We start from the raw sequence: 24,373 nt of genomic DNA on the forward strand, positions 1-24,373 counted from the left end.
CAGAATCAGTTTCGACATCTGAGTCAACAAGTGAGTCTGAATCAGTTTCGACATCTGAGTCAACAAGCGTATCGGAATCAGTTTCAGCATCTGAGTCAATAAGTGTGTCCGAATCAGTTTCGGTATCTGAGTCAACAAGCGTATCGGAATCAGTTTCAGCATCTGAGTCAACCAGTGTGTCCGAATCGATTTCAGTATCTGAGTCAACAAGTGAGTCCGAATCAGTTTCAGTATCTGAGTCAACAAGCGTATCGGAATCAGTTTCAGCATCTGAGTCAACCAGTGTGTTGGAATCAGAATCAGTTTCAGTTTCAGCATCTGAGTCAACCAGTGTGTTGGAATCAGAATCAGTTTCAGTCTCAGAGTCTGAGTCAACCAGTGTGTTGGAATCAGAATCAGTTTCAGTCTCAGAGTCTGAGTCAACCAGTGTGTTGGAGTCGGAATCAGTTTCAGTCTCAGAGTCTGAGTCAACCAGTGTGTTGGAGTCGGAATCAGTTTCAGCATCTGAGTCAACAAGTGTGTCCGCTTCAGAATCTGTATCAGAAACTCAATCAGTAAGCACTTCAGAGTCAGAAGAAGCGTCAACTTCACTCAGTGAGTCTGTTTCAGAATCTGTGTCAGAAACTCAATCCATGAGCACATCAGAGTCTGAAGAAACATCTAGCTCCTTGAGCGAATCGGTTTCAGAGTCTGTGTCAGAAACTCAATCCGTAAGCACTTCAGAGTCAGAAGAAGCGTCAACTTCACTCAGTGAGTCTGTTTCAGAATCTGTGTCAGAAACTCAATCCATGAGCACATCAGAGTCTGAAGAAACATCTAGCTCCTTGAGTGAGTCTGTTTCAGAATCTGTATCAGAAACCCAATCAGTAAGCACCTCAGAGTCAGAAGAAGCGTCAACTTCCTTGAGTGAGTCTGTTTCAGAATCTGTGTCAGAAACTCAATCCATGAGTACATCAGAGTCTGAAGAAACATCTAGCTCCTTGAGCGAATCGGTTTCAGAGTCTGTGTCAAGATCGACAACGACTTCAGTAAGTGCATCAAGTTCTGAATCGACAACGACGTCAACAAGTACGTCAGCTTCTTATTTAGGGTCAATGAGTCAGACTAGATCACAATCTGAATCGTCAAGCTCTTCTCAAAAATATAGAGGGTCAGAAGGAATTCTTCCAGAAACAGGAACAGCAACGTCAACAGGTATGTTTGCAGCAGGAGCATCTGCGCTTCTTGCAGGTATTGCTGCCTTGGGTCGTCGTAAGAAAAAGGATGAGAATTAATCTATCAAACTCATTCCATTGCTGTCATATAGATGAACTTAGGATTTAAAAATAAGTGAAAGCAAGTCTCGAAAGAGATTTGCTTTTTTCTAGTGAAAACTAAGTATGAAAGAATAGTCAAATATATTGAAAATGATCAATAATCCTGTATAATCAAAAGAGAATAATTTTTAGGGAGAAAAATGTGTTATTTAAGAGGATGAATGGAAAGTCTTGGAAGGGAGAGCGGATTACACGATTTAAATTAGTCAAAACTGGGAAAAACTGGATGCGTGTTGCGTGCTCAAATATTACTTTCTTCCAACGGAGAGGGAAAAAAGGAGCTCCGCCCTTGTCCTTTTCCAGATCAAGTCAATTGGCTCTCACGAGGGGGCTGATTGCAACAGGTGCACTGCTTGGAGCGGTATCGCTTGCTCAACCTACTTTTGCGGATCAAGAAGACAAACAAAGCTTTGGCTCAGAGTTGGATTCAGAAATAGGTCTAATTGGAAAAGATAGCTTAGTTTTAGGGATTGCTGGCAATTCATTAACTAGTGAAAAAATCAACTCCTTGACAAGTCAAGAAAGCTTCTCTTCATCAGTAGGAACCCCTGTTTCTGAGATTACTTCAATGGCTAGTTCAGAAGCTTCTACTTCAATAAATTCAACCTCTTTATCAGAACTGGTTTTAACGGAACCTTCTTCTATCCAATTGGATCAGCAAAAGGAACGACTCTATAAGTTAGCACAGGATATTTATAGCTATATTGACCAAGCTAAAGCTCTAGAAGATGGAAAGGAGACTGTGTTCCTTGGGAAGCAGGCCTTGGATGCTATTCGTCATCAATTAGCAAATCCTTCAGCTGAGGGAAACCAAGTAGTTGACCAAGCTAAGACAGCCCGAAACCGACTGATCAATCTTGTCCTACGTGCCACTTCAGGAAAACGTGATTCTCGAAATGGGAATGCAATAGGCTCTGATCAAATGTTGCGAGCCCCATTCGTTATGAGTGGACCTGGAAATAACCATCTCATCACTGCCTATAATTCAGATCCAGTGAGACTCCAGTATATTGTCCGGGAGCGAAATGGTGGTGTTATCCTAACTTTTATGGGTTATGCTCCAAATAGTGAGCGGGTAGATGGTGTCTTGGTGCCGAATGCGACTTTGAAAACCCCCTTTGCTCCCATGCTGATTGAGGGGAAAGTAGGAGATACAGAGGTTGTGGAACCAGGGAAAACATATACGATTACAGTTCGTTTTACCAACGCTCACAACCAGTTTATAGACCGTTCTTTCCGAATTAAAGTATTGCCACAAAATGACGGGATTCGAAATCCAATTGTTGCAGTGAAGTCAAACACGCAAGTATCTGATCTCTCTCAATTGACTGATGCAGAAAAAGAACAAGTGTGGGAAAAGTTTAAGGCTGTGAATCCCCGTCTCATATCTTCTAAGGATTTTAAGTCCTACTCAGTTTCAGCAATTGGAGAAGTTACAGTTGTTTTCAAAGATAATACGACAAATACTGTAACTGTTCCTTTGACAGAAGATCCACGAATTCGCTCACTTTCTTTGAGTGTTTCTTCAAGTCTGTCAGAGGTTGAAAGTACATCTAGATTGGGGTCTGAGTCAAAGGAAATATCTGAGTTGAAGAGTTTGTCTGAGGGATTCAGTGATTCACTGTCTAACTCGAGTGCTATCTCTGCAAGTGTCGGTCTTTCTAATTCAGTATCTATCAGCGAATCAGAAGAAGAATCAATCTCTTTTTCAGAAGAGGCCTCCTCATCGCTTTCAGAGTCCGTTTCAGAATTCCAATCAGTGAGTGCATCAGAGTCAGAAGAAAGCTCTATTTCCTTGAGTGAGTCATCTTCAGAATCTGTATCAGAAACCCAATCCGTGAGCACTTCAGAATCAGAAGAATCGTCAACTTCACTGAGTGAGTCCGCTTCAGGTTCTGTATCAGAATTCCAATCAGTGAGTGCATCAGAGTCAGAAGAAACGTCAACTTCACTGAGTGAGTCCGCTTCAGGTTCTGTATCAGAATTCCAATCAGTGAGTGCATCAGAGTCAGAAGAGGCATCAACTTCCTTGAGTGAGTCTGTTTCAGAATTTGTATCAGAAACCCAATCAGTAAGCACTTCAGAGTCAGAAGAAGCGTCAACTTCCTTGAGTGAGTCTGTTTCAGGTTCTGTATCAGAAACCCAATCAGTAAGCACCTCAGAATCAGAAGAAACGTCAACTTCACTCAGTGAGTCTGTTTCAGAATCTGTGTCAGAAACTCAATCCGTGAGCACCTCAGAATCAGAAGAATCATCTACTTCACTCAGTGAGTCCGCTTCAGAATCTGTATCAGAAACCGAATCCGTGAGCGCGTCAGAGTCAGAAGAAAGCTCTATCTCCTTGAGTGAGTCTGTTTCAGGTTCTGTATCAGAAACCCAATCCGTGAGCGCCTCAGAGTCAGAAGCAGCATCTACTTCACTCAGTGAGTCCGCTTCCGAATCTTTATCTGAATCGGTTTTGATTTCACAAACGGTCACTATTTCATTGTCTGAAAGTCGTTCACAATCAAGCCTATCTTCGCATTCAATCTCAACAAGTGGGTTAGCATCAATAAGTGCTTTGCCTTCTCAAAAAGAATTCACATCTCCATCTACTTCCTTGATCCCATCAGAGTCTATGCTCTCTTCGCAAAAGGACAGTCAATCAAAAGTAACACTTCCAGAGACTGGAGTGAGTCCTTCAAAAGGTCTTTACCCTGCAGGGATAACCACTCTCTTTGCAGGTTTAACTTCATTGGGTCATCGGAAAAAAGAAGAAAAATAATCCTATAAATAAATGAGGAAATGATGTCATTTCACGTTGCCAAGTTCCAGCAAAACCTAACATAGTTTTGCTGATTTTTAATGGAGAAATTAGCTCCAGTGAGAGGGTGAGAAATACGAAATCAGATAGAGAATATGTTATAATGAATGAGGATGCACTCGTTCGGAATTCTGTGTAAAAGTGACCAACAAGTGGTCTGAAACTTATTAAGTTAGCAAATCGACTAATGGTTCAATTGCAAAAACTTTTAATAAACAAGTAGAAGAAAAAGAAGGGGCTAGAGATAAAAATCCATTTTATAAATCTTTTCGGTTAATCTTCCAAAAGTATTGCTTTAATGGCCCAGAACGATATTATAAAAATTGTCCGATAGTTTGGAGTTAATGAGATTGACATCTACTTTTATGATCAGACGAATGAACCATGGAGAGATCTGAATTCTCGTATGGATGGCATCCTAGCGGGGTCTCTTTTGAGGATATTGTATTTGTTCAATCTCCATTTTAGAATGGGATGCTCATCTAGTTCATAAGTTAGAGAGTCTTCAAGCAAAGCTAGTGACCTTTATCAACGAGAAAGGCTAAGTATTTGTGGTTTCTAGCTTGGAAGAAGATAATCAGGTAGTGAAAGAAACATTATCGTCTAATATTTCAGCAAACTAAATATACGTTATTCTTAATTTGAAATAGTTAGTTTACCAATGAGCTAAAATTAAGTTCGTCAGATCTAATTCTGCAAGTCCGGAGAAAGAAAAATTATTGAAATTAACATGATAAAACGATCAGAAGTTGGGAAACGATTTTGTTGGACGATTTTATTCGTCTTTATTTATGTGTTTGGTAGTAAAATTGCATTGCCGTTTGTTGATTTGTCGCGAGTGCTTAATGTGAATGAAACGACTGCGACGGGCCTGCAATTATCCAGTGCCATTATGGGAGGAAATTTACGAGGAATGTCGATTTTTTCAATCGGCCTTTCTCCGTGGATGTCTTCCATGATATTGTGGCGGGTGTTTACCGTATCCAAGCGCTTTAATCTCGAAAAGACCAGTGCAGATATTGTCGGTCGACGAAAAATGTATCTAACCTTGCTGCTCGCCTTAGTACAAGCCTTGGCAGTTTCCATGTATTTACCTCTGCAAACCAGTCTAAATTCAGCTCTTGTGATTGTTGTCAACACGATGATTATGATCGCAGGCACCTTCTTTTTAGTCTGGCTCTCAGATTTAAATGCCGCACTCGGCTTGGGAAATTCAGTCGTCATCATGATGGCTGGAATGGTGATGTATTTGCCAGAAGATATTATGCGGACCTTATCTAAAATGGATATTCCAACTTATTGGTATGCAATTGGTCTCTTTTTCATCTTAGCCTTTGTTTATACAGCCGTCTTGATCGAGTATGCTCGTTATCGCATTCCAGTCAATAAGCTTGGAATTCACAACAACCTAAAAAGTTATTCTTTTTTAGATATCAAGCTAAACCCAGCTGGAGGGATGCCGTTTATGTATGCCATGACCTTAGTATCGATTCCACAGTATGTGCTGTTGCTGGTTCTCTCAATGGATTCAAATGCTAAATGGGCTGCTAAGTTTGCAAAAGAATTGGTGATGGGTGAGCCTGTCTGGATCCTCCTCTACATATTTATGATTGCCCTCTTGTCCTTTGCATTTTCTTTTGTCAATGTCAATGGAGAGGAAATTGCTGAAAAAATGATGAAAAGTTCAGAGTATATCGATTCGGTTTATCCTGGTCCAGATACTCGAAAATTTATTAATGGGATTGTGTTACGCTTGACTGTTTTTGGGACCTTCTATCTCATTCTTTTTACTGCCCTACCGTTTTCAGTTTTACTATGGGATAAGGATTTATTGCGCCTAACAATGATTCCAGGAACCTTCCTTATGTTTGTCGGAATGGTATACAACATCCGGGAAGAGATTCATGCTCTCCAAGTAAATCAACGATATACAAGACTATTCTAGGAGTTATCATGTATTACTTTATACCAGCTTGGTACGGGTCAGAACGGACCTGGCATAGCACCACCATCCCTTGGTACTGGATGAAGGATTCAATCGAGTTTGATGACACCATTAACCAGGTTCGTGTCTTCCAAGATGCAGGGATTGATCGGAAGTTGCTGATTCCGCATTATGCTCCCCAACTACGCTATTTTTTACACCGTCAAGATTTGCTAGAAACAGACTATCTCTCTGTCTTTGATCACTTGCAGGGGGTCTCTCCAGATCAGGAAATGATGCCTGTGCAGATTGAGGATTTGGAGTGGCCTTCAGAGACCACTTTTGCCTACACACCTTTTCAGGTAGTGGCTTTTCGTCGAGGGGAGATGATTGCAAAAATCGACATGGGTGTAGATGGGAATATCCTCTCTATTACTCGCCTCAAGGATGGAGAGATTGCCTTTATTGAATATTTAGATGATCGAGGCTTTCTTTCTAGTGTCATTTACTATAAAAGTGGGCATCCCTATTTCCAAGAGTATCTCAGTGTTGACGGAACTTGGGTTCTACGTGAAATGCTGACGGAAGATAATCATTCGGTATTTGTGAATGAGTACGTTCAATCCTTGTTTAAGAAAGGAGTCTACTCGGAAATCAAAGAAGTCATCATGGAGAAAATGAAGTTCCTGCTTGGGACCATCGTACCTCAGCAAGATCAAGCAGTTTTTGCAGCTCATCCGGCCAATTTGCCCTTTTTGCAAGAATTAGGATTTGGAGTTAAAAAAGTTCTGTCTTTTTATGGGAAACGCCAGCCCTTGTCTCTATATGATTCCCTACTTTATTTTTGTTTAAAGGATGTCCAGTTGATTGTCACAGATAGTGAAAAAACAAAAGAAGCCATTCTTGGCTTTTCTCCAACCTTGCAGTCTAAAGTCCATCGAGTGACCTCTTTTGACTCTCGCTTACGATTAGGGAATAGTCAGGAACGCAAAGAATCAAAAATCTTTTTCTATGTGGGGGAAGACGGTTTCCTATCGAAAAAGCTACTAAAGAACTTGCTGGAAATCTTGGCTGAGAACCCCTTGTTTGAGCTTGTTTTTGCCTTTTACAGTACATCTGAAAATCATTTGCTTACCTTAAGAAGTCAATTAAAACAATTGATAGAAGAAGAGATTGCCTTAGCTTCGGTGCAGCTAACAGTCACAGATCAAGAACTTGGGGAGAATAAGATTCAGGATGATGAGTTAGCTGTAGAAGTGCCAGAATATCGTTATACGGTAAAGAACTTCTTTCATGAGAATGATATTATCAAGGAGTTGGAACAGACCCGCTTGATTGTAGACCTTAATGATGAACCGAATCTTTATACACAAATTGCGGGAATCTCAGCGGGGATTCCTCAGGTGAATCGAACCAAGACAGAATTTGTCGATCATCTAAAGAACGGCTATATCATATCCAAAGAAGGAGAATTAGAGAAGGCTTTGAAGTACTTCTTAACAGCCTTGAAACCATGGAACGAAGCCCTAGTATACTCTGTCGATAAAATACAAGAGTATACGGGCCCGCGTTTGATAGCCAAGTGGGAAGGATGGATGAAAGAATAGTATGGACAAACAGTCGAAAACAAGTCATATTCTTCAAATTGGTTTAGAAAATTGGCTGGAACAAGTAGAGATTCCAGAAGAAATGGGTTGGCACTATTTTTCATGCCAGGATTTGCCCTCTCTAAAAGAGTATATGGAAGAGCAGGAAATCCAAAAATTCAAAGCCTTACTAATAGATCGACCTGAAGATTTGTTGGGCTTAAAAGATCAGATGGACTTTTTCCAACCCTATACCATTTTTTACAATCATCAGTTCCAACAAGAAACCTATCCGGAAGAAGTGAAGGAATTGCTTCGGTTGAAGCAGGTTAGGTCTTGGGATTTTTCAGACAAAGCCCATTTTCTCTATCAAGTCACTCGTTTCCTTTATGATGGTCAGTATGGGGATGCTTTTACGGCTTACGATATCCGCATTCGTCCTGATTTTTCAGGCTCGCAGACAGTTTTAGGAAAACATCTCTTGCAGCTGACGGGATCTTTCGGGAAGGACTTTACTCCCTTGGCTCAATGGATTTATAATTATGTTTACGATGGGACTACTCCCGTTAATATATGGTTAGAGTATGAAAAAGAGCCCTCTTGTCAACTTCAATTGCGTATTCAATTTTTCCAAAGTGGCGCTATTGGTGATCTCGTGAAAGAGATTATCTACTCTGAGGATGACCTAAAAGAGCCAATCTTGCTAGATGAATTTGAGCGATATTATCTAGCCTTTTGTCTGGAAGCAAAAGGAGAAGGGGAGTTGAAGATTGGGGCCTTACACAAACGTTATTCTCATGGTCCTTTTGGGGAAATGACCGTTGGGGCCCAGACACTTCGGGATAGCAAGCGTCAGGAAATCTTTGCTTACTTCCATCCTGGAGATATGAAACCGCCTTTGAATATTTATTTTTCAGGGTATCGTCCGGCTGAAGGATTTGAAGGATTTGTCATGATGCGAAGAATGGGAAGTCCCTTTATCCTCTTTTCAGATCCGCGCTTAGAGGGTGGCTCCTTCTATATGGGCTCTCAAGAGCTAGAAGATCAGATTGTTGCTTACATTGATCAGTATCTAGACTGGCTAGGGTTTGGTCCTAAAGAGATGAACTTTTCTGGACTTTCTATGGGGACCTTTGGAGCTTTGTACTATGGCTCCTCCTACTCGCCTCATGCTATTTTAGTTGGGAAACCGATTGTTAATCTTGGGGATGTGGCAGCTAATTTGAAATTCAAACGTCCCGATGAGTTTGGGACATCCTTAGATATGATGCAGTTGCTTGTCGGACAAGTCTCAAGGGAGGGTATTGATCTATTGAATCAACGGTTTTGGGATCGTTTCAATCAAGCGGATTTGAAGGATACTATTCTGGCCATGGCCTATATGAGAGATGATGACTATGATCAACTGGCCTATCCGAAAATTTTAGAAGCCCTCTATGATCATCCTGTGCGGATTATTAGTTCTAGTCGACCTGGTCGACACAATGATGCCAGTGCACCGATTGTTGAATGGTTTTTAACCCAATATAAAGAAATCATGGAAAGAAATTTTGGAAGGATCGAATGATAACTATTAAACAACAAGAAGCCAGACGGCACTATTGGGGGCCCTTGCCTTCAGCAGACTATCTATGGGGCTCGCTTATCCAAGGTTTTGCGAGGGATAAGGTTGTTTTTAAAAACCCCTTGATGCCTTCTGGTCAAATTTTAAAGACCTGGAAATCAATGAGCAATTTCAGCGCCAATCGTTGGGCTCCTAGTCTTCCGCTCTTAAAACGAGGTCAATCTTATGTATTAGATGTGAGCATGACTTCCACACCTTCCCATACAGTGATGGTGGAAATTGTCTTTCTGGACCGTTTTGGTGTGCCTGTCAAACGTCAGGTAACATCAGATGGAAGCTTGGCTTTTGTTTATCCAGAGAATGCCTACGCCTACGAAGTGCGTCTCCTTAGTGCCGGCATGCAAGAATTTGTTTTTCATTATTTCACGATTCAACCAATATCGTCTGAGGGAGCAGAGGTTCTCGCATAGACGAGCCAGACTGCTAGTAAAAGAGGATCACATTGGATTATTTTACATTAAGAAAAATTAAAAAGATCTTGAAGGAAGTGAATAGCTGGAAAGATCATATGACCCGCTTGACGGATCATCAGCTACAGGAGAAGACTGTAGAATTTCGGGAACGTCTAGCTCAGGGCGAGACCTTGGATGATTTATTACCGGAAGCATTTGCCGTTGCGCGTGAAGCTGATAAACGGGTTTTGGGCATGTTTCCTTATGACGTGCAAGTCATGGGAGGGATTGTCCTCCACCAAGGCAATGTCGCTGAAATGAATACCGGTGAAGGAAAGACCTTAACAGCGACCATGCCTGTTTATCTCAATGCCTTAGAAGAAAAAGGGGTCATGGTCATTACGACCAATACCTATCTGGCAACCCGAGATGCGGAAGAAATGGGACAGGTCTACCGCTTTTTGGGATTGACCGTTGGAGTTCCTTTGAAACAGTCTGAAGACGAAGAATTAGATCCAGAAGTCAAACGGGAGATTTACCGGTCAGATGTCATTTATACGACAAATACCAGTCTGGGCTTTGACTATTTAACAGAGAACTTGACAGCTTCAACAGATGGCCAATTTTTGGCAAACTTCAATTATGCCATTGTCGATGAGATTGATTCAGTGCTTCTAGATAGTGCTCAGACTCCCTTGATTATTTCTGGTTCTCCTCGGGTTCAATCCAACCTATATGGGATTATTAATACCCTGATCCAAACCTTCAAAGAGGGGGAAGACTTCAAGTTTGATGAAGAAAAGAAACGGGTTTGGTTGACTCGAAAGGGAGCTCATGCAGCAGAAAGCTTTCTTGCTATTCCCAACCTCTATAATCCCCAATATCATGATATGGTCCGCCATATCAGCTTAGCTCTTCAAGCCAATAAAAACTTTATTAAGGATAAGGATTATGTCATCCATCCCAATGTCGAAGGGCAACCGGAGATTGTCTTACTTGACCAGGCAACAGGTCGATTGATGGAAATGACACGATTGCAAGGAGGACTCCATCAAGCGATTGAAGCCAAAGAAGGTCTCAAGCTAACCCAAGAAACAAGGGCCATGGCTACCATTACCTACCAAAATCTCTTTAAGATGTTTCGTAAGCTTGGAGGAATGTCGGGGACTGGGAAAGTCGCTGAGGCAGAGTTTCTCGATACCTATGCCATGTCCGTCATTAAAATTCCGACTAACCGAAAAAAAATCCGCCAGGACTTGCCAGATGAGATTTATCAGACCCTGCCTGAAAAAGTGTTTGCATCCTTAGAATATATCAAAGAAGTCCATGCAAATGGCAATCCAATCTTAGTTTTTACAGGTTCAGTTGAGATGTCCATCCTTTATTCTAATCTTCTATTGCGGGAGGGCATAGCTCACAACCTCTTAAATGCTAATAATGCCGCTCGAGAGGCCCAAATTATTTCAGAATCTGGCCAAATGGGAGCAGTGACTGTAGCGACCTCCATGGCTGGTCGAGGGACCGATATTAAGTTGGGTCCTGGAGTGACTGAACTAGGGGGACTAGTAGTTGTTGGGACCGAACGGATGATGAACCAGCGGATTGACCTTCAAATTCGTGGTCGTTCTGGTCGCCAAGGAGATCCTGGACGGACCAAATTCTTTGTTTCTCTGGAAGATGACTTGATGAAAAACTGGGGACCAGATTGGATTCAGGATACTTACCAAGACTACGATGTAGAGGAGCGAATTGGTGCCACTAAGCCGTTGACTAAACGAAAATATAAGAATCTGGTGGGACGGGCTCAAAATGCAAGTGAAAGTTCTAGTCAGGCCAGTCGTCGCATGACGCTTGAATTTGCAGAAAGTATGAACATTCAGCGAGATATCATCTATAAGGAACGTAACCGCTTGATTAAACAAGAAGGTCGTTTGGATGTAATTGTCGAACAAATTGTCCGAGAAGTCTTTATGAGAGTGGCAGATAATAAAGATTACATAGATCCCATTGCTTTTTATCGTTATATTTTGGACAATGTGAGCTATCAGGTGGATCCGCAGACGACTCATCGATCATTCCGTTCTAAAAAAACAAAGAAAAATTTCTTATGGGAAATTGCTCAAAGAGAGTTAGAAGCTAAGTATGAGATCTTAGGCACCGATGAGGTGATCGCCCAATTCCAGCGCATGGCCATCCTAAAAGCAATCGATGAAAACTGGGTAGAGCAGGTCGATTATTTGCAGCAACTTCGAGCTGCTCTGTCTGGTCAATATGCCAGTCAAAAGAATCCATTAGTTGAGTTTTTCCAAGAAGCCTACCAATCCTTTGAACGAATGAAAGAGGCGGCCAAGGAACAAATGGTCCGCAATCTCCTGCTAAGTCGAGTAGAAATCAATAAAAAAGGGGAAATAGTCTTGCATTTCCCATAAAAGAGGACATTATGACAGTATACAATATCAATCTTGGAATCGGTTGGGCTAGCAGTGGTGTTGAGTATGCCCAGGCCTACCGTGCCCAGTTGTTACGCAATATCCATCAACCAGCTAAGTTTGCCTTTATGGATATGATTCTAGCCGATAATATCCAGCATTTAACAGAAAATATCGGTTTTCAAAATGATGAAATCATCTGGCTCTATAGCCATTTTACGGATATGAAGATTGCGCCAACGACTTATACCCTTGATCAGGTCTTAGCAGGATTTGCCGGAAAACCGACTCGTGAAGAAGTCAATGGTAAGATCAAGCGCTTCTTTTATGAGGACCAGGACAACTTTTTGACCTGCTACTTGCGGGCAGAAAATAGTCCTTATGTCGAACGTTGCGAGTATGTATCTAGAGGGATTTTGGTGAGAAAGGATTATTTCTCCTATACCCGTTATTGTACCGAGTACTTCATTCCTAAGAACAATCAAGCCAACTTGATTGAACGCCGGTTTTACAATGAAGACGGGTCGGTTGCCTACAGCATGCAGATGGCGGATGGCCGCGAAATCTATCGTTTCCCAGATCGCTACCTGGTTGGTCGCCAAGAATTGATCCGTTACTTCATGCAGACCCTTCAATTGACCAAACAAGATCTGGTGATTTTGGATCGGGAAACCAATATTGGTCAGCCTATCTTTGAAGAAGCGCAAAAAGCCCGCCTGGGGGTGGTCGTCCATGCCGAGCACTTCAGTGCCAATAATGTCGATGATCAGTATATCTTGTGGAACAACTATTACGAGTACCAATTTACCAATGCGGACAAGGTGGACTTCTTTATTGTCGCGACGGACCGCCAAAAAGAAATCTTAGCCGAGCAATTTGCCAAATACACCAACCATCAGCCAGCTATCTATACCATTCCAGTTGGGAGTCTTGCGAACTTGCCACAGAACGAAAATCGCACCCCATTTTCTATGATTACAGCCTCTCGTTTGGCGACAGAAAAGCATATTGACTGGTTGGTGCGAGCAGTGGTTCGTGCCAAAAAAGAATTTCCAGAACTGTCTTTTGACATTTATGGAAAAGGTGGAGAAGAAGGCAAGCTGCGTTCTCTAATCGATGAATTGGGAGCGGCAGACTATATCCATCTCAAAGGGCATGCCAATCTAGAGGAAATTTATAAGAATTATGAGGTTTACCTGTCAGCATCGACCAGTGAAGGCTTTGGGTTGACCCTGATGGAGGCGATTGGTTCTGGACTTCCGATTATCGGTTTTGACGTTCCTTATGGCAACCAGACCTTTGTTACAGAAGGTAAAAATGGCTATCTCATTCCGCCTTCAGCAGATCAAGTGGTCGACCAGATTGCTGCTGCCTTTGAGGAGAAAATCATCCAGTTATACAAAAAAGATGATCTAGCCAGCATGCGTCAAGCATCTTATGCGCGTGCAGAAGACTTTTTGACCAGTCGAGTAGAAGAAGCTTGGGCACAATCGATAGAAGAGGTGACACATGCTGAACGTATTTGATAGTTATTCTCGTGAAAGCCAAGACCTGCTCCACTCCATGAAAGAGTCTGGTTTTGACCACCCGACCGTTGTTTTGGAGCCAAATGGTTTCTTACCAGACGGTGTCGAGTCTCCCTTTATCTATTTCTTAGGACAAGCAAAAGGAGAGAAGCGGGGACGCTACTTTAATGAAGTTCCAGTGCCTGATTTCTGGGAAGTTTCTGGGGATAACAGTTCGGGAAAAGTGACCTACTATGGTCAGGAAAAGGCTCGGATTGTGTACCATGCTGCTTCCTATAAACGCATCGTCGAGCGCTTAGAGTGGTTAGATGATAAGGGGCAAGTGGTCATGATTGAGCACTATGACCAATACGGCCGTAAGATTGCTGTAACGACTTGTGGTGATCAAGGTCAGCATTTGGTGACCACTTATTTTGAAGGGGATACCGAGCGCTTGACAGAAAATCACCAAACAGGGGATTTGATCTTGACCTTGGACCATCAACCCATGCGGATTTTCAAGAATCGCTTAGATTACTTTGTCTTTTATCTAGAGTATCGTGGTTTTGATCTAGATGGTTTGGTCTACAATACGCTGGCTACCTCCTTTAGTATTAGTCTCCAGCTGGGCAATAAAGTCATCAGAGGACGCGACGTCTTGGTGTGGCAGGAGCCTCTTCACGACAGCCTTCCGGGGCAACATGCAGTTGATTCTAAAGAGCCCAGAAATCCGTACCAAGAAGATCTTGATTCCGCAAAACGCGACCTATCATCGCGCTTTGCAGTTGACCTCGCAGGACCAGCATAGCTATTTCGGTCCCCTTGGCTACCTGTATGATTTCAAGGTGAAAGACGATATCCGTAAAGACGCCTTTGTCTTGACCAATTCGGATCAGATCGAAGCCTTGACTTACCTAGTAGAGAACTTGCCAAATGTGACCTTCCGTGTAGCAGCTTTGACGGAGATGTCTGCGAGCCTCTTGTCTATGGTCCGCTATCCAAATGTGGTCTTGTACCAAAATATCAGTCAAGAGCGGATCAAAGAGTTGCTTAAGGTCTCTAGTATTTATCTAGATATCAACCACTATGCAGAGGTGCAAGGCATTGTTCGCAAGGCCTTCGAACACCAGCAAGTCATCCTTGCCTTTAGCCATACCCTGCATGACTGCCACTTCCTCGCACAAGCCAATATCTTTGATCAAGGAAAAGAAGCAGATATGGTGGCCCGTATTCAGGAAATCTACCAATCCGTGGATAACTACAGAGAAGCCGTCGTGCAACAAATTGCCCAATCAAGTAGCGTTGAGCCAGCTGTTTTCAAAGCTCGCTTGCAAGAAGGGATAGGTGGACACAGTGAGTGATCGTAAGAAAGATTTATTTTACAAAGAAGTAGAAGGGCGGATGGAGTCTCTCAAACGCCGTCCTGCCGAAAAAGAAAAGACGACACGTTCTGAAAAGATCAATGTCACTTTTAATGTGATCATTGGTTTGGTGATTTTGTTGGGAGTTATTTTTACCCTCTTCAGAGTGTTAGGAGGATCCTAAGATGGAAATGGTATTTGCAATCGGGATCTCGATCTTATCCCTCGCTCTTGTAGTTCTGATCACCCTGCAGCCTCGCCAACAACAATCGCTTTCAACAGATGCGACCAGTAACCTAGGAAAGCCAAGTTACTGGCGGTCTCACCGTGGACTCAAGTTAGCGACCCTTGTTGTTAGTATCGTCTTTCTCGTATCCTTATTTCTTTATATGATGGTCGTACAGACCTAGTTTCTAATAGAATGGATAAAAGAAGTTGGTATTCTCCGACTTCTTTTAGAATGTAATCCATCTGTTTCTTACATAATGCAACCTAAATGATACTTAAAAAATTAAAGAGATATCTACAATTTGAAGAGGCTGGGACAAAAGTCCTAGCCTCTCAATTATTTTTGGATTGTCGATCAAGACGCAGAGGTTGATGGGCTCTACTACGCTGATTTCATCAGCTTTTACAGCCCTACTCAACTGTGCGGAGGTGGGACGACGAAATCGAATTCTAACGAATTACCGATTTCTGTCCCAATCTCTTTTTTTATCCTGCTTCCTTCTCTTTTATGGTATACTGAAAGCGACAACATGATTGGAGCTTCCGATGAAAAAGATCCCCTTAGTATTTTCAGGCTGTCTGTTAGGACTGGTTGGCGCTGGAAACCTTCTCGCAGACTCGCTACCCTTCCTTGCCCATGCCTTTAGTCTGACAGGTTTGTTCTTCTGGTTTTTCTTTGTCGTTTATCATGCGATTCGTTGGCAAGAAACCAAGATAGAACTCCAACAACCAGCTCTTTTATCTGGGATGGCGACTTTTCCCATGGCAGGGATGATTCTATCCACCTATCTTTTGCGCCTCTTTCCTGCCTTTGGAGGTCTATCACAGTTGGTCTGGTGGTCTGCCTTTCTCTTGGACCTGGGCTTAATTCTCTATTTTACCAAGACCCATGTCCTAGCGCGACCAAGAGCCAATGCCACTCCCAGTTGGACCGTTCTCTATGTGGGCATTGCAGTAGCAGCTTTGACCTATCCCGTTGTGGGAATTAGGGGGATTGCTTATTTCGCTTTAGTGATTGGTTTTGGTTTGACCTTTCTTCTTTATCCCCTTATCTATCATGATTTGAAGCAGTCTCCCTTACCCAGTCATCTGTTGGGCCAAGAAGGCATCTATTGCGCTCCATTTTCCCTTCTGTTAGCAGCTCTGGTTCGTGTGGGTGGAGCAAGCCTTCCTGTCTGGTTCTTACTGATCATGGTAGTGGCCTCGCAAGGTTTTTATTTCTTTGTTTTGACGCGCCTACCGAAAATGATCAAAGAAGGTTTTCAACCTGCTTTTTCAGCGCTGACCTTTCCAACAGTCATCACAGCGACCTCTTTGAAAATGGCCCAAGGCTTATTGCAACTGCCTTTCTTGACAGCTCTCGTATGGCTGGAAACTCTTCTTTGTCTCTTGATTTTAGTCGCTGTCTTAGGTGGTTATGTGGCCTATCTCAGAGAGTAGGAAGTCATCCTTTTTCATTGAAACCTAGTCACGATTATGGTAAGATGCACTATACGATTTGTCATACTTTATAGGAAAGGTATCTATGAAATTCATCAAAGGAAAGCTCTCACTGCTTTATCCCCTCTTTCTGCTCTTGTTTTATTTTTATGTTCGGCCTCAATTTCGCCCCTTGGCCCAGTATGTCTCCAATAGTGTAGCAAGTGCCAATAGCTATTATTGGACCTTATTTGGCCTAGAAGGCCTCTATGCAGTCTTTACAGGATTTTTGGTCTACCGTTTTTCTAAAAAAGCGCAGTTTAAGCTGGGGAAGAACCCTCTTCAAGCTCTGATAGAAGCCGTTTTTGCGGCTTGTTTGGTTTACTGGTTGGACTACTTCATCAGTGGTTTTGTCCAAGGACGGGCGGCCGTTTTGAGTCTGTTTCCACGGGAAATTAGCCCCACAGGGGTGCTTATCCTAGTGATCGCAATGGTCGTCATCCGGCCAGTGACAGAAGAGCTGATCTTTCGTGGAGCCTTGGTGAATGCCTACCTCAAAGGCTGGAAACTCTATGCTGAGATTTGGCTTCCAGCCCTCATATACAGTGGCCTACATTTTCTTCACAATCCCTTTTCGCTAGGAGCTTCTATCATCTATCTCCTGCCGAGTGTGATTTTTGGGATCCTGTATTATCGGAGTAAGACGCTCCTTTCTCCAATTTTAGCTCATATCTTGCTCAATCTCTACTACACCTTGCCTTTACTTTTATCTGTATTTAAGTAGCAACCGATTTCCTGAGTGAGATTGGTTTTTTTTGAAAATATGGTATAATAGAATAAATTTAATAGAGGGAGTTGAGGTTTGAAAAAAAGCTACCGCGTCAAACGTGACAAAGATTTTAATGCTATTTTTAAAAGTGGTCAAAATGTTGCCAATCGGAAATTCGTTGTTTACCGCTTGCGCAAAGACCAACCGCATTTTCGAGTCGGCCTGTCTGTTAGTAAGAAACTAGGAAATGCTGTGACCAGAAATCGCATCAAACGTTTGATTCGCCATGTTTTGATCAAACACCAAGCCTTCCTTACGACCGATGATTTTGTTGTCATTGCTCGTAAAGGAGTGGAGGAACTCGACTTTCATCAAGTAGAGAAAAATCTTGTACATGTCTTAAAATTAGCACATGTCTACCAAGAAAGGGAATAATGTGAAAAAGAAACTGAAGTTAACTGGATTATTAGGAGCGGCCTTATTGGTCTTGACAGCTTGTGGAACCTCTCAAGTGACAGCTCAGTCGACGGGTGGTTGGGAACGCTTCGTCTACTTCTTTGCAGAAGCTATCCGCTTCTTGTCCTTTGGTGGAAGTATCGGTGTAGGGATTATCGTCTTTACCATTGTCATCCGGACGGTCCTCTTGCCTCTCTTCCAATATCAAATGAATTCAACCCGCAAAATGCAGGAAATTCAACCCCTCCTCAAGGAATTGCAAGCTAAGTATCCTGGGAAGGATCTTGATAGTCGGACCAAGCTTTCTGAAGAGATGCGGGCCCTTTACAAGGAAAAAGGCGTCAAAACGTCTTCAGCCTTCCTTCCTCTCTTAATCCAGATGCCGGTCTTGATGGCCTTGTTCCAAGCGCTGAGCCGTGTCGAATTTCTTAAAGTCGGTCACTTCCTTTGGTTGGACCTTGGTGCGATTGATCCGACTTATATCTTGCCGGTTCTTGCAGCACTCTTCACATTTTTCAGCAGTTGGTTGACCAATAAAGCCATGCCAGAGCGCAATGGTAGTGCGACAACCATGATGTATGTGATGCCTGTGATGATCTTCTTCTTTGCCTTGTTCTCAGCCAGCGGGGTCGCACTATACTGGGTGACTTCCAATGCTTACCAAGTTGGGCAAACCTATCTCTTGAACAACCCCTTCAAGATTATTGCAGAGCGTGAAGCAAAAGAGCAAGCTTCGCGCGACATGGAAAAACAAAAACGCCGTGCCCTAAACAAAGCACAGAAAAAGAAAAAATAAGAAAGAGGTGGACATATGGTCCTATATACTGGAGCAACTGTTGAAGAAGCGATTCAAAAAGGTCTGAACGATTTAGATATTCCTCGTATGAAGGCACATATTACGGTTGTAGCGCGTGAAAAGAAAGGTTTTCTTGGCTTGTTTGGGAAAAAACCAGCCCAAGTAGAGATTGAGCCGATTGCAGAAACAACTGTTGTGAAAGCCAATCAAAAAGCTGTCAAAGGTGTCCCAGATGAGATCAATGCGCAAAACGAACCGGTTAAGACTGTGAGCGAAGCAACGGTTGATCTCGGACGCGTCGTAGCAGCGATCAAAAAGGTCGAAGAAGAAGGAGAAGTTGTCTCTGAAGAAATCAAGACAGAAATCCTGAAACATGACAAAGAAGCAGATACCGTTCTTGAAGAAAAAGGGCATGAACATATCCTTGAAAAAGTCAAAGAACCAGCGACAAAAGAATCAAGTGAATCTGATTTCTCAAATCTTGGTATCGAAGTAGAGGAAAACTACAATATCGAAGAAGTCGTAGCTGATGTGACAGCCTATGTTCAAACAGTGCTCGATGAAATGGATGTGGATGCGACTATCTCAAGTAGTCACAACCGCCGTACGGTCAATATGCAAATTGATACCAATGAACCAGGACGTGTCATTGGGTACCACGGAAAAGTCTTGAAGGCTCTTCAACTTTTGGCGCAAAATTACCTCTATAACCGCTACTCAAAGAATTTTTACATTACCATTAATGTTAATGACTATGTAGAACACCGGGCAGAAGTTCTTCAAAGCTATGCTCAGAAGTTAGCAACGCGTGCCCTCGAAGATGGGCAAGCCCAACAGACAGATCCGATGTCAAACAGTGAACGCAAAATCATTCACCGTATCGTCTCTAAGATGGAAGGAGTCACTAGCTACTCTGAAGGGGAAGAACCAAACCGTTACGTGGTGGTAGACATCGAAGGATAATCTAGCTATTATTTCCCATAAGGGAGAGACGGGATTGAGCCGATCTCTCCTTTTTTGTTATGATTAGAAAGGAAGCAGATGACATTTGCAGCGATTCGAGAGTTTTTAAAGCTTCAAGGAATTCACTACCAGGCCCCAGCGAAGGCAGGCGTGCTAGCCTCAGAGATGGAGCAGTATCGTGCCCTAGCTCAAGCGGCTCGTAAGGAATTCACCGATTTAGTCTCAGCCTTTCAGAAGCGTCACCCCTACTTAGAGCAAGATCGGACTAGCCAATGGATGAACCAGGCTCAAATTTTGCGGCCTCATTTTTGGGCTTATCTAAGAGGCGAAGGGACGATGGCAGAGCCCATGTTTGCCTTGAGGCTTTATGGGGATGCAGCTGATTTTGGTGTTTCCTTAGAGGTGAGCTTTATCGAGCGAAAAAAAGACGAGCAGAGCCTTCAAAAACAACACAAGGTTCTCACCCTTCCCATCACTCAGCCAGTTTATTATTTCGCCCAGAAAAATGGAGAGAGTCAAAGGGTAGAGGGAACAGAAAAGAATCACCATGATCTGTTACAAGCAGTAGCAGACGGAACGGTTCGTAAGGTCCTCGTCAAATACGATGTTTCTCTAGTCGAGGAAGGTTCTCTTGAGGATATCCTGGAACAGTTGCAAGAGGCGCTGGTGGCTCTGGAACCCTATTACTTGGCAACCCGTCAGGTGTAGAAAGGTTTTCTCCAACCTGTATTTGTAACAATTTTGCCATAGCTATTGACAAATAGAGCTGAATCCGATAGAATGGTAAAGTATGTTTAGTAACTGATCACAACTAGCCGGCTAAACGAATACAAAATCTATGAGGAGGTATTCATCGTGAAACGTACTTATCAACCAAGTAAACTTCGTCGTGCGCGCAAACATGGTTTCCGTCACCGTATGGCAACTAAAAATGGTCGTCGCGTATTGGCAGCTCGTCGTCGTAAAGGACGCAAAGTTTTGGCTGCTTAATTCAGATAAAAACCTAAAAACCAGTAGAAACTCGAGACTACTGGTTTTTGTTTTGTCCGAAAGTGAATTTAGAGGCGCTTTCTGCTATAATAGAAAGAAGAAAAACTCGGAAGAAAAGGAAGATCATGCAGATTTTTGATACCCACACTCATCTCAATGTGGAAGAATTCGCAGGAAAAGAACAAGAGGAGCTTGACTTGGCCAAGGAAATGGGTGTTGTAGCCCACAATATCGTTGGTTTTGACAAACCGACGATTGAGCGTGCCATGGAGTTGGCAGATCAATATCCAGAACTCTATCTCACGCTTGGTTGGCACCCCACTGAGGCGGGCGATTATACTCCTGAAGTGGAGGCCTATTTACTTGAACAGCTAAAACATCCCAAAGTCGTCGCACTCGGAGAAATCGGTCTGGATTACCACTGGATGACAGCGCCAAAAGACGTCCAAGAAAAGGTTTTTCGTCGTCAGATTCAATTGTCTAAGGACTTGGACCTCCCCTTTGTGGTGCATACACGCGATGCTTTAGAAGATACTTATGCCATCATCAAGAGTGAAGGAGTCGGGCCTCGCGGTGGGATCATGCATTCTTTCTCAGGAAGTTTAGAAGAAGCTAAACGCTTCATGGATTTGGGAATGATGATCTCCTTTTCTGGAGTGGTCACTTTTAAGAAAGCCACAGATGTCCAAGAAGCGGCAGCTGGCCTTCCGTTAGACAAGATCTTGGTTGAAACAGATGCCCCTTATCTGGCGCCAGTTCCCAAACGTGGTCGGGAAAATAAAACAGCCTACACTCGTTATGTAGTAGACTTCATTGCAGGACTACGTGGCTTAACAACAGAAGAAGTGGCTCAGGCAACCTATGACAATGCAAGAAAGGTATTTGACCTTGACTGAGAAAAGAAAAATACCAGAAGTGATTGTCGTGGAGGGCAAGGACGACACAGCCAATCTCCGTCGTTTTTATGAGGTGGATACCTATGAAACGCGAGGTTCTGCGATCGATCAAGATGACTTGGAACGAATTGCTACCTTGCAGGAGTTGCGTGGGGTCATTGTCTTTACCGATCCAGACTACAATGGCGAGCGCATTCGCAAGATCATTATGCAAGAGGTGCCCCAAGCCAAACATGCCTTTTTAAATCGTGGTGAAGCAGTCCCCAAATCCAAGACCAAGGGGCGTTCTCTTGGAGTGGAGCATGCGAACTTTGAAGATTTAGAAAAAGCCCTAGCTGGACTGGTCGGGTCTTACGAAGATGAAAATTTCTTTGATATCACAAAGACCGACTTGATGCGGCTTGGACTGTTGATGGGAAGCGATAGTCGCAAACGGCGGGAATATCTAGGAGAAGCCTTGCGCATCGGCTACTGCAATGGCAAGCAATTACTCAAACGCTTGGAGTTGTTTGGAATTAGTTTGGCTGAGGTTGAAGCTACCATGAAAAGTTATGAGAATTGAGAAACTCCCCAAAAAGCAAGGGGAAGATGACACAATAGAAGTAAGTATATACGGTTTAATCAGACTTGGTTGCAAGCATTAGAAAAGTGACTCCATAGGATTTGTTATGAGTGTAGATAATGAGGATAATTTATGGGAATCTTCGATTTTTTAAAAAAGACAGAAACAACTGAAGCAACAAACAAAACAGTAGAGTCAATTGACAAAACATGCTTGGGAGTTCTAGAACTATTTCCGATAAAGGAGACGAATGAGTTATTGATTATTGGGAGCTTAGAGGGCGGACTCAAGGTTGGGGATTGTCTGCAATTTTGCAATCCCGATCGAGGTATGGACGCACTTGGTTCTGTAGTCGTGAAAAAACTCATTAATCAAAATAAGGATGTAGATGTTCTCACGGATGAATCTCTAGCTCATTTGGTCATCGATATGGAAACTTCCTTGGTTAATCTTAAAAAGGGAAGTGTTCTCTATAGTTATGGTGTCGATGAGGAACAACGGCTATCAAGCTATACAGATGCTCTTTATAACGCGTTTGTAATTGTCCAAAAAGGTCAAATGTCCAATGAAGACTATCAAGCCGCTAGTCTTGATGATAGCATAGAAATATTGCGCCTCTTTTTATGGGAGTGCCGTCAAAATCAGAAAACTGAAAGTGAAGAAAGCTATCAAGCTAACACTCGAAAGCTAGAACGCCTAGCAGAAATCGTCAAGGACAAGTTGTTAGCAGCAGATTCGATTTACGCGGTCTTTTCAGAAAAAACGGGGGAAGCGTATCTTTTCTCAACGACCTATGATAAAGGTGAAGAGGGCTATCTCTGTTCAGACCCGATGATCATGCTATATACGCCGCGTTGGTATCACCAATTTAAGGAAACCATTGATCGTCGACCAAATTCAGTTGTGAAACTGATTGAAAATACAGCAGATAAAAAAGGAATTGAGAATTTTCTTGGGACAGCCTTTTACTTAAATGGAGCTTTGGGAGCAGCCTTTAATACCAAGGAAGTCAGCATTAGTGCTTCTGTTTTGGTTCAGAAACCAGATTTTTCGAACCTACCAGAGATACAAGTTCCTGTTATGAATCCTGATATTGTAAGATGGATGCTGTTGATGGGGCAGATGGATAAGCCTACAACAGATGACGAAGAAGTAATATATAAGCTCTATTATAAATTCTTCTCAGCAGCCATGCCAAAAGCCAAACTCCTCATTCCTTTAAATGCTACTTCGGGATTCCCCGATAAGAGTCAGGGAGCCAACTCCTTTGTATTGAAAGAAGACGCTAAGTTCAGCATCCCAGTCAGAGAAGGAAAAGATGGGCGCAATTCTGTGCCAGTATTTACTGATTGGAAACGTCTGCGAATGGTCTTTGATGAAAAGTGGAATGGCATGATTGAAGAAGCTGGTGGCATGATTGAAGGCTTTGACTATGCCATAAATCCAACGGAGTATTATGAAGCGGGTGCCTATGTTAGCCTAACAGCTTTTAAGGAAATGCAAAAGTTTAGTGAGGAACTAGAAGGCAGAGATAAAGATTAGAGAGTTTCTTTCATTGGGAAACTATATAGTTTTATCTACATCTTACCTGAACCACTACCCTTTTTCAAAGATTTTGAAAGGAAATGGAATGGCGAATAGAAGTTATATTTACTTAAAAAACGGAGATGAAGCTCGTATCTTAACAGAGGGAATTTACACGATACCTTATTTTTGGCAATTGTTTTGGGATGAAGAAGATTTAAAAGCTCCTATTGCTCTCTGGGAAACAGCAGAAGAACTTGAAGAAGATGAAGAACAAGCAGAAAGATTTTACCAAGAGCAGAATGTAGATATCTTGCTTCCTATTGAAAAATTCCAGCAAAACGCCCTCCAAAATCGGTCTTTTTTAGAAGAAAATGCTTCTCAGACCTTACAATTATATGATGCCTTTGTTCGTTATATTCTTGCAAACGTAAAAGATGGTGATGTGCTCGGATTTGATGTCTTAGATGTTGTTTTTATGGACCAAGTGTCTGTTGTTTCTGATAAACTGTTAAAAAATATACGAGCTATTCGGGAAAATCAACCCAAAGATTTAGATTTTTCTTTGACAGAAAAGAACTTAATTGGTCTTGCTATGGGCTTTCCTGATTATTATGCTTCAGAATTATTGCCAGAAGACAATATTCTAGATTCGGTTGCCTATCAGGATGAACTGAAGAAAATGAACCCCCAAGAAGATAAGAAAGCGATCGATATGACTGGAGCCGATTCACAAGGGAACAAGTCTCGTGTTCTTTTAGTGTTTTGGATTTTGTTGGCACTAGGAATTATGTGGGTTTTATATATTGTTTTTAGCTAATAAATAGAAA

The 24,373-nt window shown here is 42.5% G+C and carries 23 protein-coding genes; all 23 read left to right on the top strand.

Translation table 11 applies throughout. The features are described from left to right. The coding region (locus O3642_RS04300; RefSeq protein WP_371605477.1) for an LPXTG cell wall anchor domain-containing protein at positions 1–1,274 on the top strand (1,274 nt) is incomplete at its 5' end. A gap of 331 nt (positions 1,275–1,605) precedes the next feature. After that, positions 1,606–4,080: a peptidase gene (locus tag O3642_RS04305; RefSeq protein ID WP_371605478.1), complete on the top strand. Its 2,475-nt coding sequence runs from the start codon at positions 1,606–1,608 to the stop codon at positions 4,078–4,080. A gap of 769 nt (positions 4,081–4,849) precedes the next feature. Next, on the top strand, positions 4,850–6,064 hold the full coding sequence (secY2, locus tag O3642_RS04310) for an accessory Sec system protein translocase subunit SecY2 (RefSeq protein WP_155127941.1): 1,215 nt from the start codon (positions 4,850–4,852) through the stop codon (positions 6,062–6,064). An 8-nt stretch (positions 6,065–6,072) separates the two neighbouring features. Further along, positions 6,073–7,650, top strand: a complete 1,578-nt coding sequence (asp1, locus tag O3642_RS04315) for an accessory Sec system protein Asp1 (RefSeq protein ID WP_371605479.1) — start codon at positions 6,073–6,075, stop codon at positions 7,648–7,650. A 1-nt stretch (position 7,651) separates the two neighbouring features. Beyond that, positions 7,652–9,196, top strand: coding sequence for an accessory Sec system protein Asp2 (gene asp2 / locus O3642_RS04320; RefSeq protein ID WP_371605480.1), 1,545 nt, complete (start codon positions 7,652–7,654; stop codon positions 9,194–9,196). Beyond that, positions 9,193–9,663: an accessory Sec system protein Asp3 gene (gene asp3 / locus O3642_RS04325; RefSeq protein WP_003012414.1), complete on the top strand. Its 471-nt coding sequence runs from the start codon at positions 9,193–9,195 to the stop codon at positions 9,661–9,663. Before asp2 ends, asp3 begins: the two co-directional genes overlap by 4 nt. 26 nt (positions 9,664–9,689) lie before the next feature. Continuing rightward, on the top strand, positions 9,690–12,074 hold the full coding sequence (gene secA2 / locus O3642_RS04330; protein WP_371605555.1) for an accessory Sec system translocase SecA2: 2,385 nt from the start codon (positions 9,690–9,692) through the stop codon (positions 12,072–12,074). An 11-nt stretch (positions 12,075–12,085) separates the two neighbouring features. Continuing rightward, a complete protein-coding gene (gene gtfA / locus O3642_RS04335) occupies positions 12,086–13,600 on the top strand; it encodes an accessory Sec system glycosyltransferase GtfA (protein ID WP_155127953.1) in 1,515 nt (504 codons plus the stop codon). Beyond that, positions 13,584–14,387: a hypothetical protein gene (locus O3642_RS04340; RefSeq protein WP_371605481.1), complete on the top strand. Its 804-nt coding sequence runs from the start codon at positions 13,584–13,586 to the stop codon at positions 14,385–14,387. The genes gtfA and O3642_RS04340 overlap by 17 nt, the downstream gene beginning before the upstream one ends. Beyond that, the gene (locus O3642_RS04345; protein WP_371605482.1) at positions 14,326–14,940 is read left to right on the top strand and encodes a hypothetical protein; all 615 of its coding nucleotides are present in this window, start codon (positions 14,326–14,328) and stop codon (positions 14,938–14,940) included. The genes O3642_RS04340 and O3642_RS04345 overlap by 62 nt, the downstream gene beginning before the upstream one ends. Continuing rightward, positions 14,933–15,124, top strand: coding sequence for an accessory secretory system protein Asp4 (asp4, locus tag O3642_RS04350; RefSeq protein ID WP_003003066.1), 192 nt, complete (start codon positions 14,933–14,935; stop codon positions 15,122–15,124). Before O3642_RS04345 ends, asp4 begins: the two co-directional genes overlap by 8 nt. A 1-nt stretch (position 15,125) precedes the next feature. Then, the gene (locus tag O3642_RS04355; RefSeq protein ID WP_371605483.1) at positions 15,126–15,350 is read left to right on the top strand and encodes an accessory secretory protein Asp5; all 225 of its coding nucleotides are present in this window, start codon (positions 15,126–15,128) and stop codon (positions 15,348–15,350) included. A gap of 364 nt (positions 15,351–15,714) precedes the next feature. After that, complete coding sequence (locus O3642_RS04360; protein ID WP_155127959.1) at positions 15,715–16,608, top strand: TDT family transporter; 894 nt, start codon at positions 15,715–15,717, stop codon at positions 16,606–16,608. 85 nt (positions 16,609–16,693) lie between these two features. Beyond that, positions 16,694–17,371: a CPBP family intramembrane glutamic endopeptidase gene (locus O3642_RS04365; protein ID WP_155172659.1), complete on the top strand. Its 678-nt coding sequence runs from the start codon at positions 16,694–16,696 to the stop codon at positions 17,369–17,371. Between the two features lie 78 nt (positions 17,372–17,449). Further along, positions 17,450–17,791 carry a ribonuclease P protein component gene (rnpA, locus tag O3642_RS04370; protein WP_003002960.1) on the top strand — a complete coding sequence of 114 codons (342 nt, stop codon included), beginning with the start codon at positions 17,450–17,452 and terminating at the stop codon, positions 17,789–17,791. Between the two features lies 1 nt (position 17,792). Then, positions 17,793–18,608: a YidC/Oxa1 family membrane protein insertase gene (locus O3642_RS04375; protein WP_003015944.1), complete on the top strand. Its 816-nt coding sequence runs from the start codon at positions 17,793–17,795 to the stop codon at positions 18,606–18,608. A 15-nt stretch (positions 18,609–18,623) separates the two neighbouring features. Next, positions 18,624–19,571 carry an RNA-binding cell elongation regulator Jag/EloR gene (gene jag, locus O3642_RS04380; protein WP_151378923.1) on the top strand — a complete coding sequence of 316 codons (948 nt, stop codon included), beginning with the start codon at positions 18,624–18,626 and terminating at the stop codon, positions 19,569–19,571. Positions 19,572–19,649: 78 nt separating this feature from the next. Continuing rightward, positions 19,650–20,279, top strand: coding sequence for an HI_0552 family protein (locus O3642_RS04385; protein ID WP_371605484.1), 630 nt, complete (start codon positions 19,650–19,652; stop codon positions 20,277–20,279). Positions 20,280–20,426: 147 nt separating this feature from the next. Continuing rightward, positions 20,427–20,561, top strand: a complete 135-nt coding sequence (gene rpmH / locus O3642_RS04390; RefSeq protein ID WP_003003086.1) for a 50S ribosomal protein L34 — start codon at positions 20,427–20,429, stop codon at positions 20,559–20,561. A gap of 125 nt (positions 20,562–20,686) precedes the next feature. Further along, positions 20,687–21,457 (top strand): TatD family hydrolase, encoded by a 771-nt coding sequence (locus tag O3642_RS04395; protein WP_155127965.1) that lies wholly within the window; start codon positions 20,687–20,689, stop codon positions 21,455–21,457. Continuing rightward, the gene (gene rnmV, locus O3642_RS04400; RefSeq protein WP_173018869.1) at positions 21,429–22,019 is read left to right on the top strand and encodes a ribonuclease M5; all 591 of its coding nucleotides are present in this window, start codon (positions 21,429–21,431) and stop codon (positions 22,017–22,019) included. Before O3642_RS04395 ends, rnmV begins: the two co-directional genes overlap by 29 nt. Positions 22,020–22,151: 132 nt before the next feature. After that, a complete protein-coding gene (locus O3642_RS04405; RefSeq protein ID WP_371605485.1) occupies positions 22,152–23,561 on the top strand; it encodes an SseB family protein in 1,410 nt (469 codons plus the stop codon). 88 nt (positions 23,562–23,649) lie between these two features. Next, on the top strand, positions 23,650–24,363 hold the full coding sequence (locus O3642_RS04410) for a hypothetical protein (protein ID WP_049471809.1): 714 nt from the start codon (positions 23,650–23,652) through the stop codon (positions 24,361–24,363). Positions 24,364–24,373 lie beyond the last annotated feature (10 nt).

It is taken from the genome of Streptococcus sp. 27098_8_66, assembly GCF_041431945.1.
GTDB lineage: Bacteria > Bacillota > Bacilli > Lactobacillales > Streptococcaceae > Streptococcus > Streptococcus dentalis.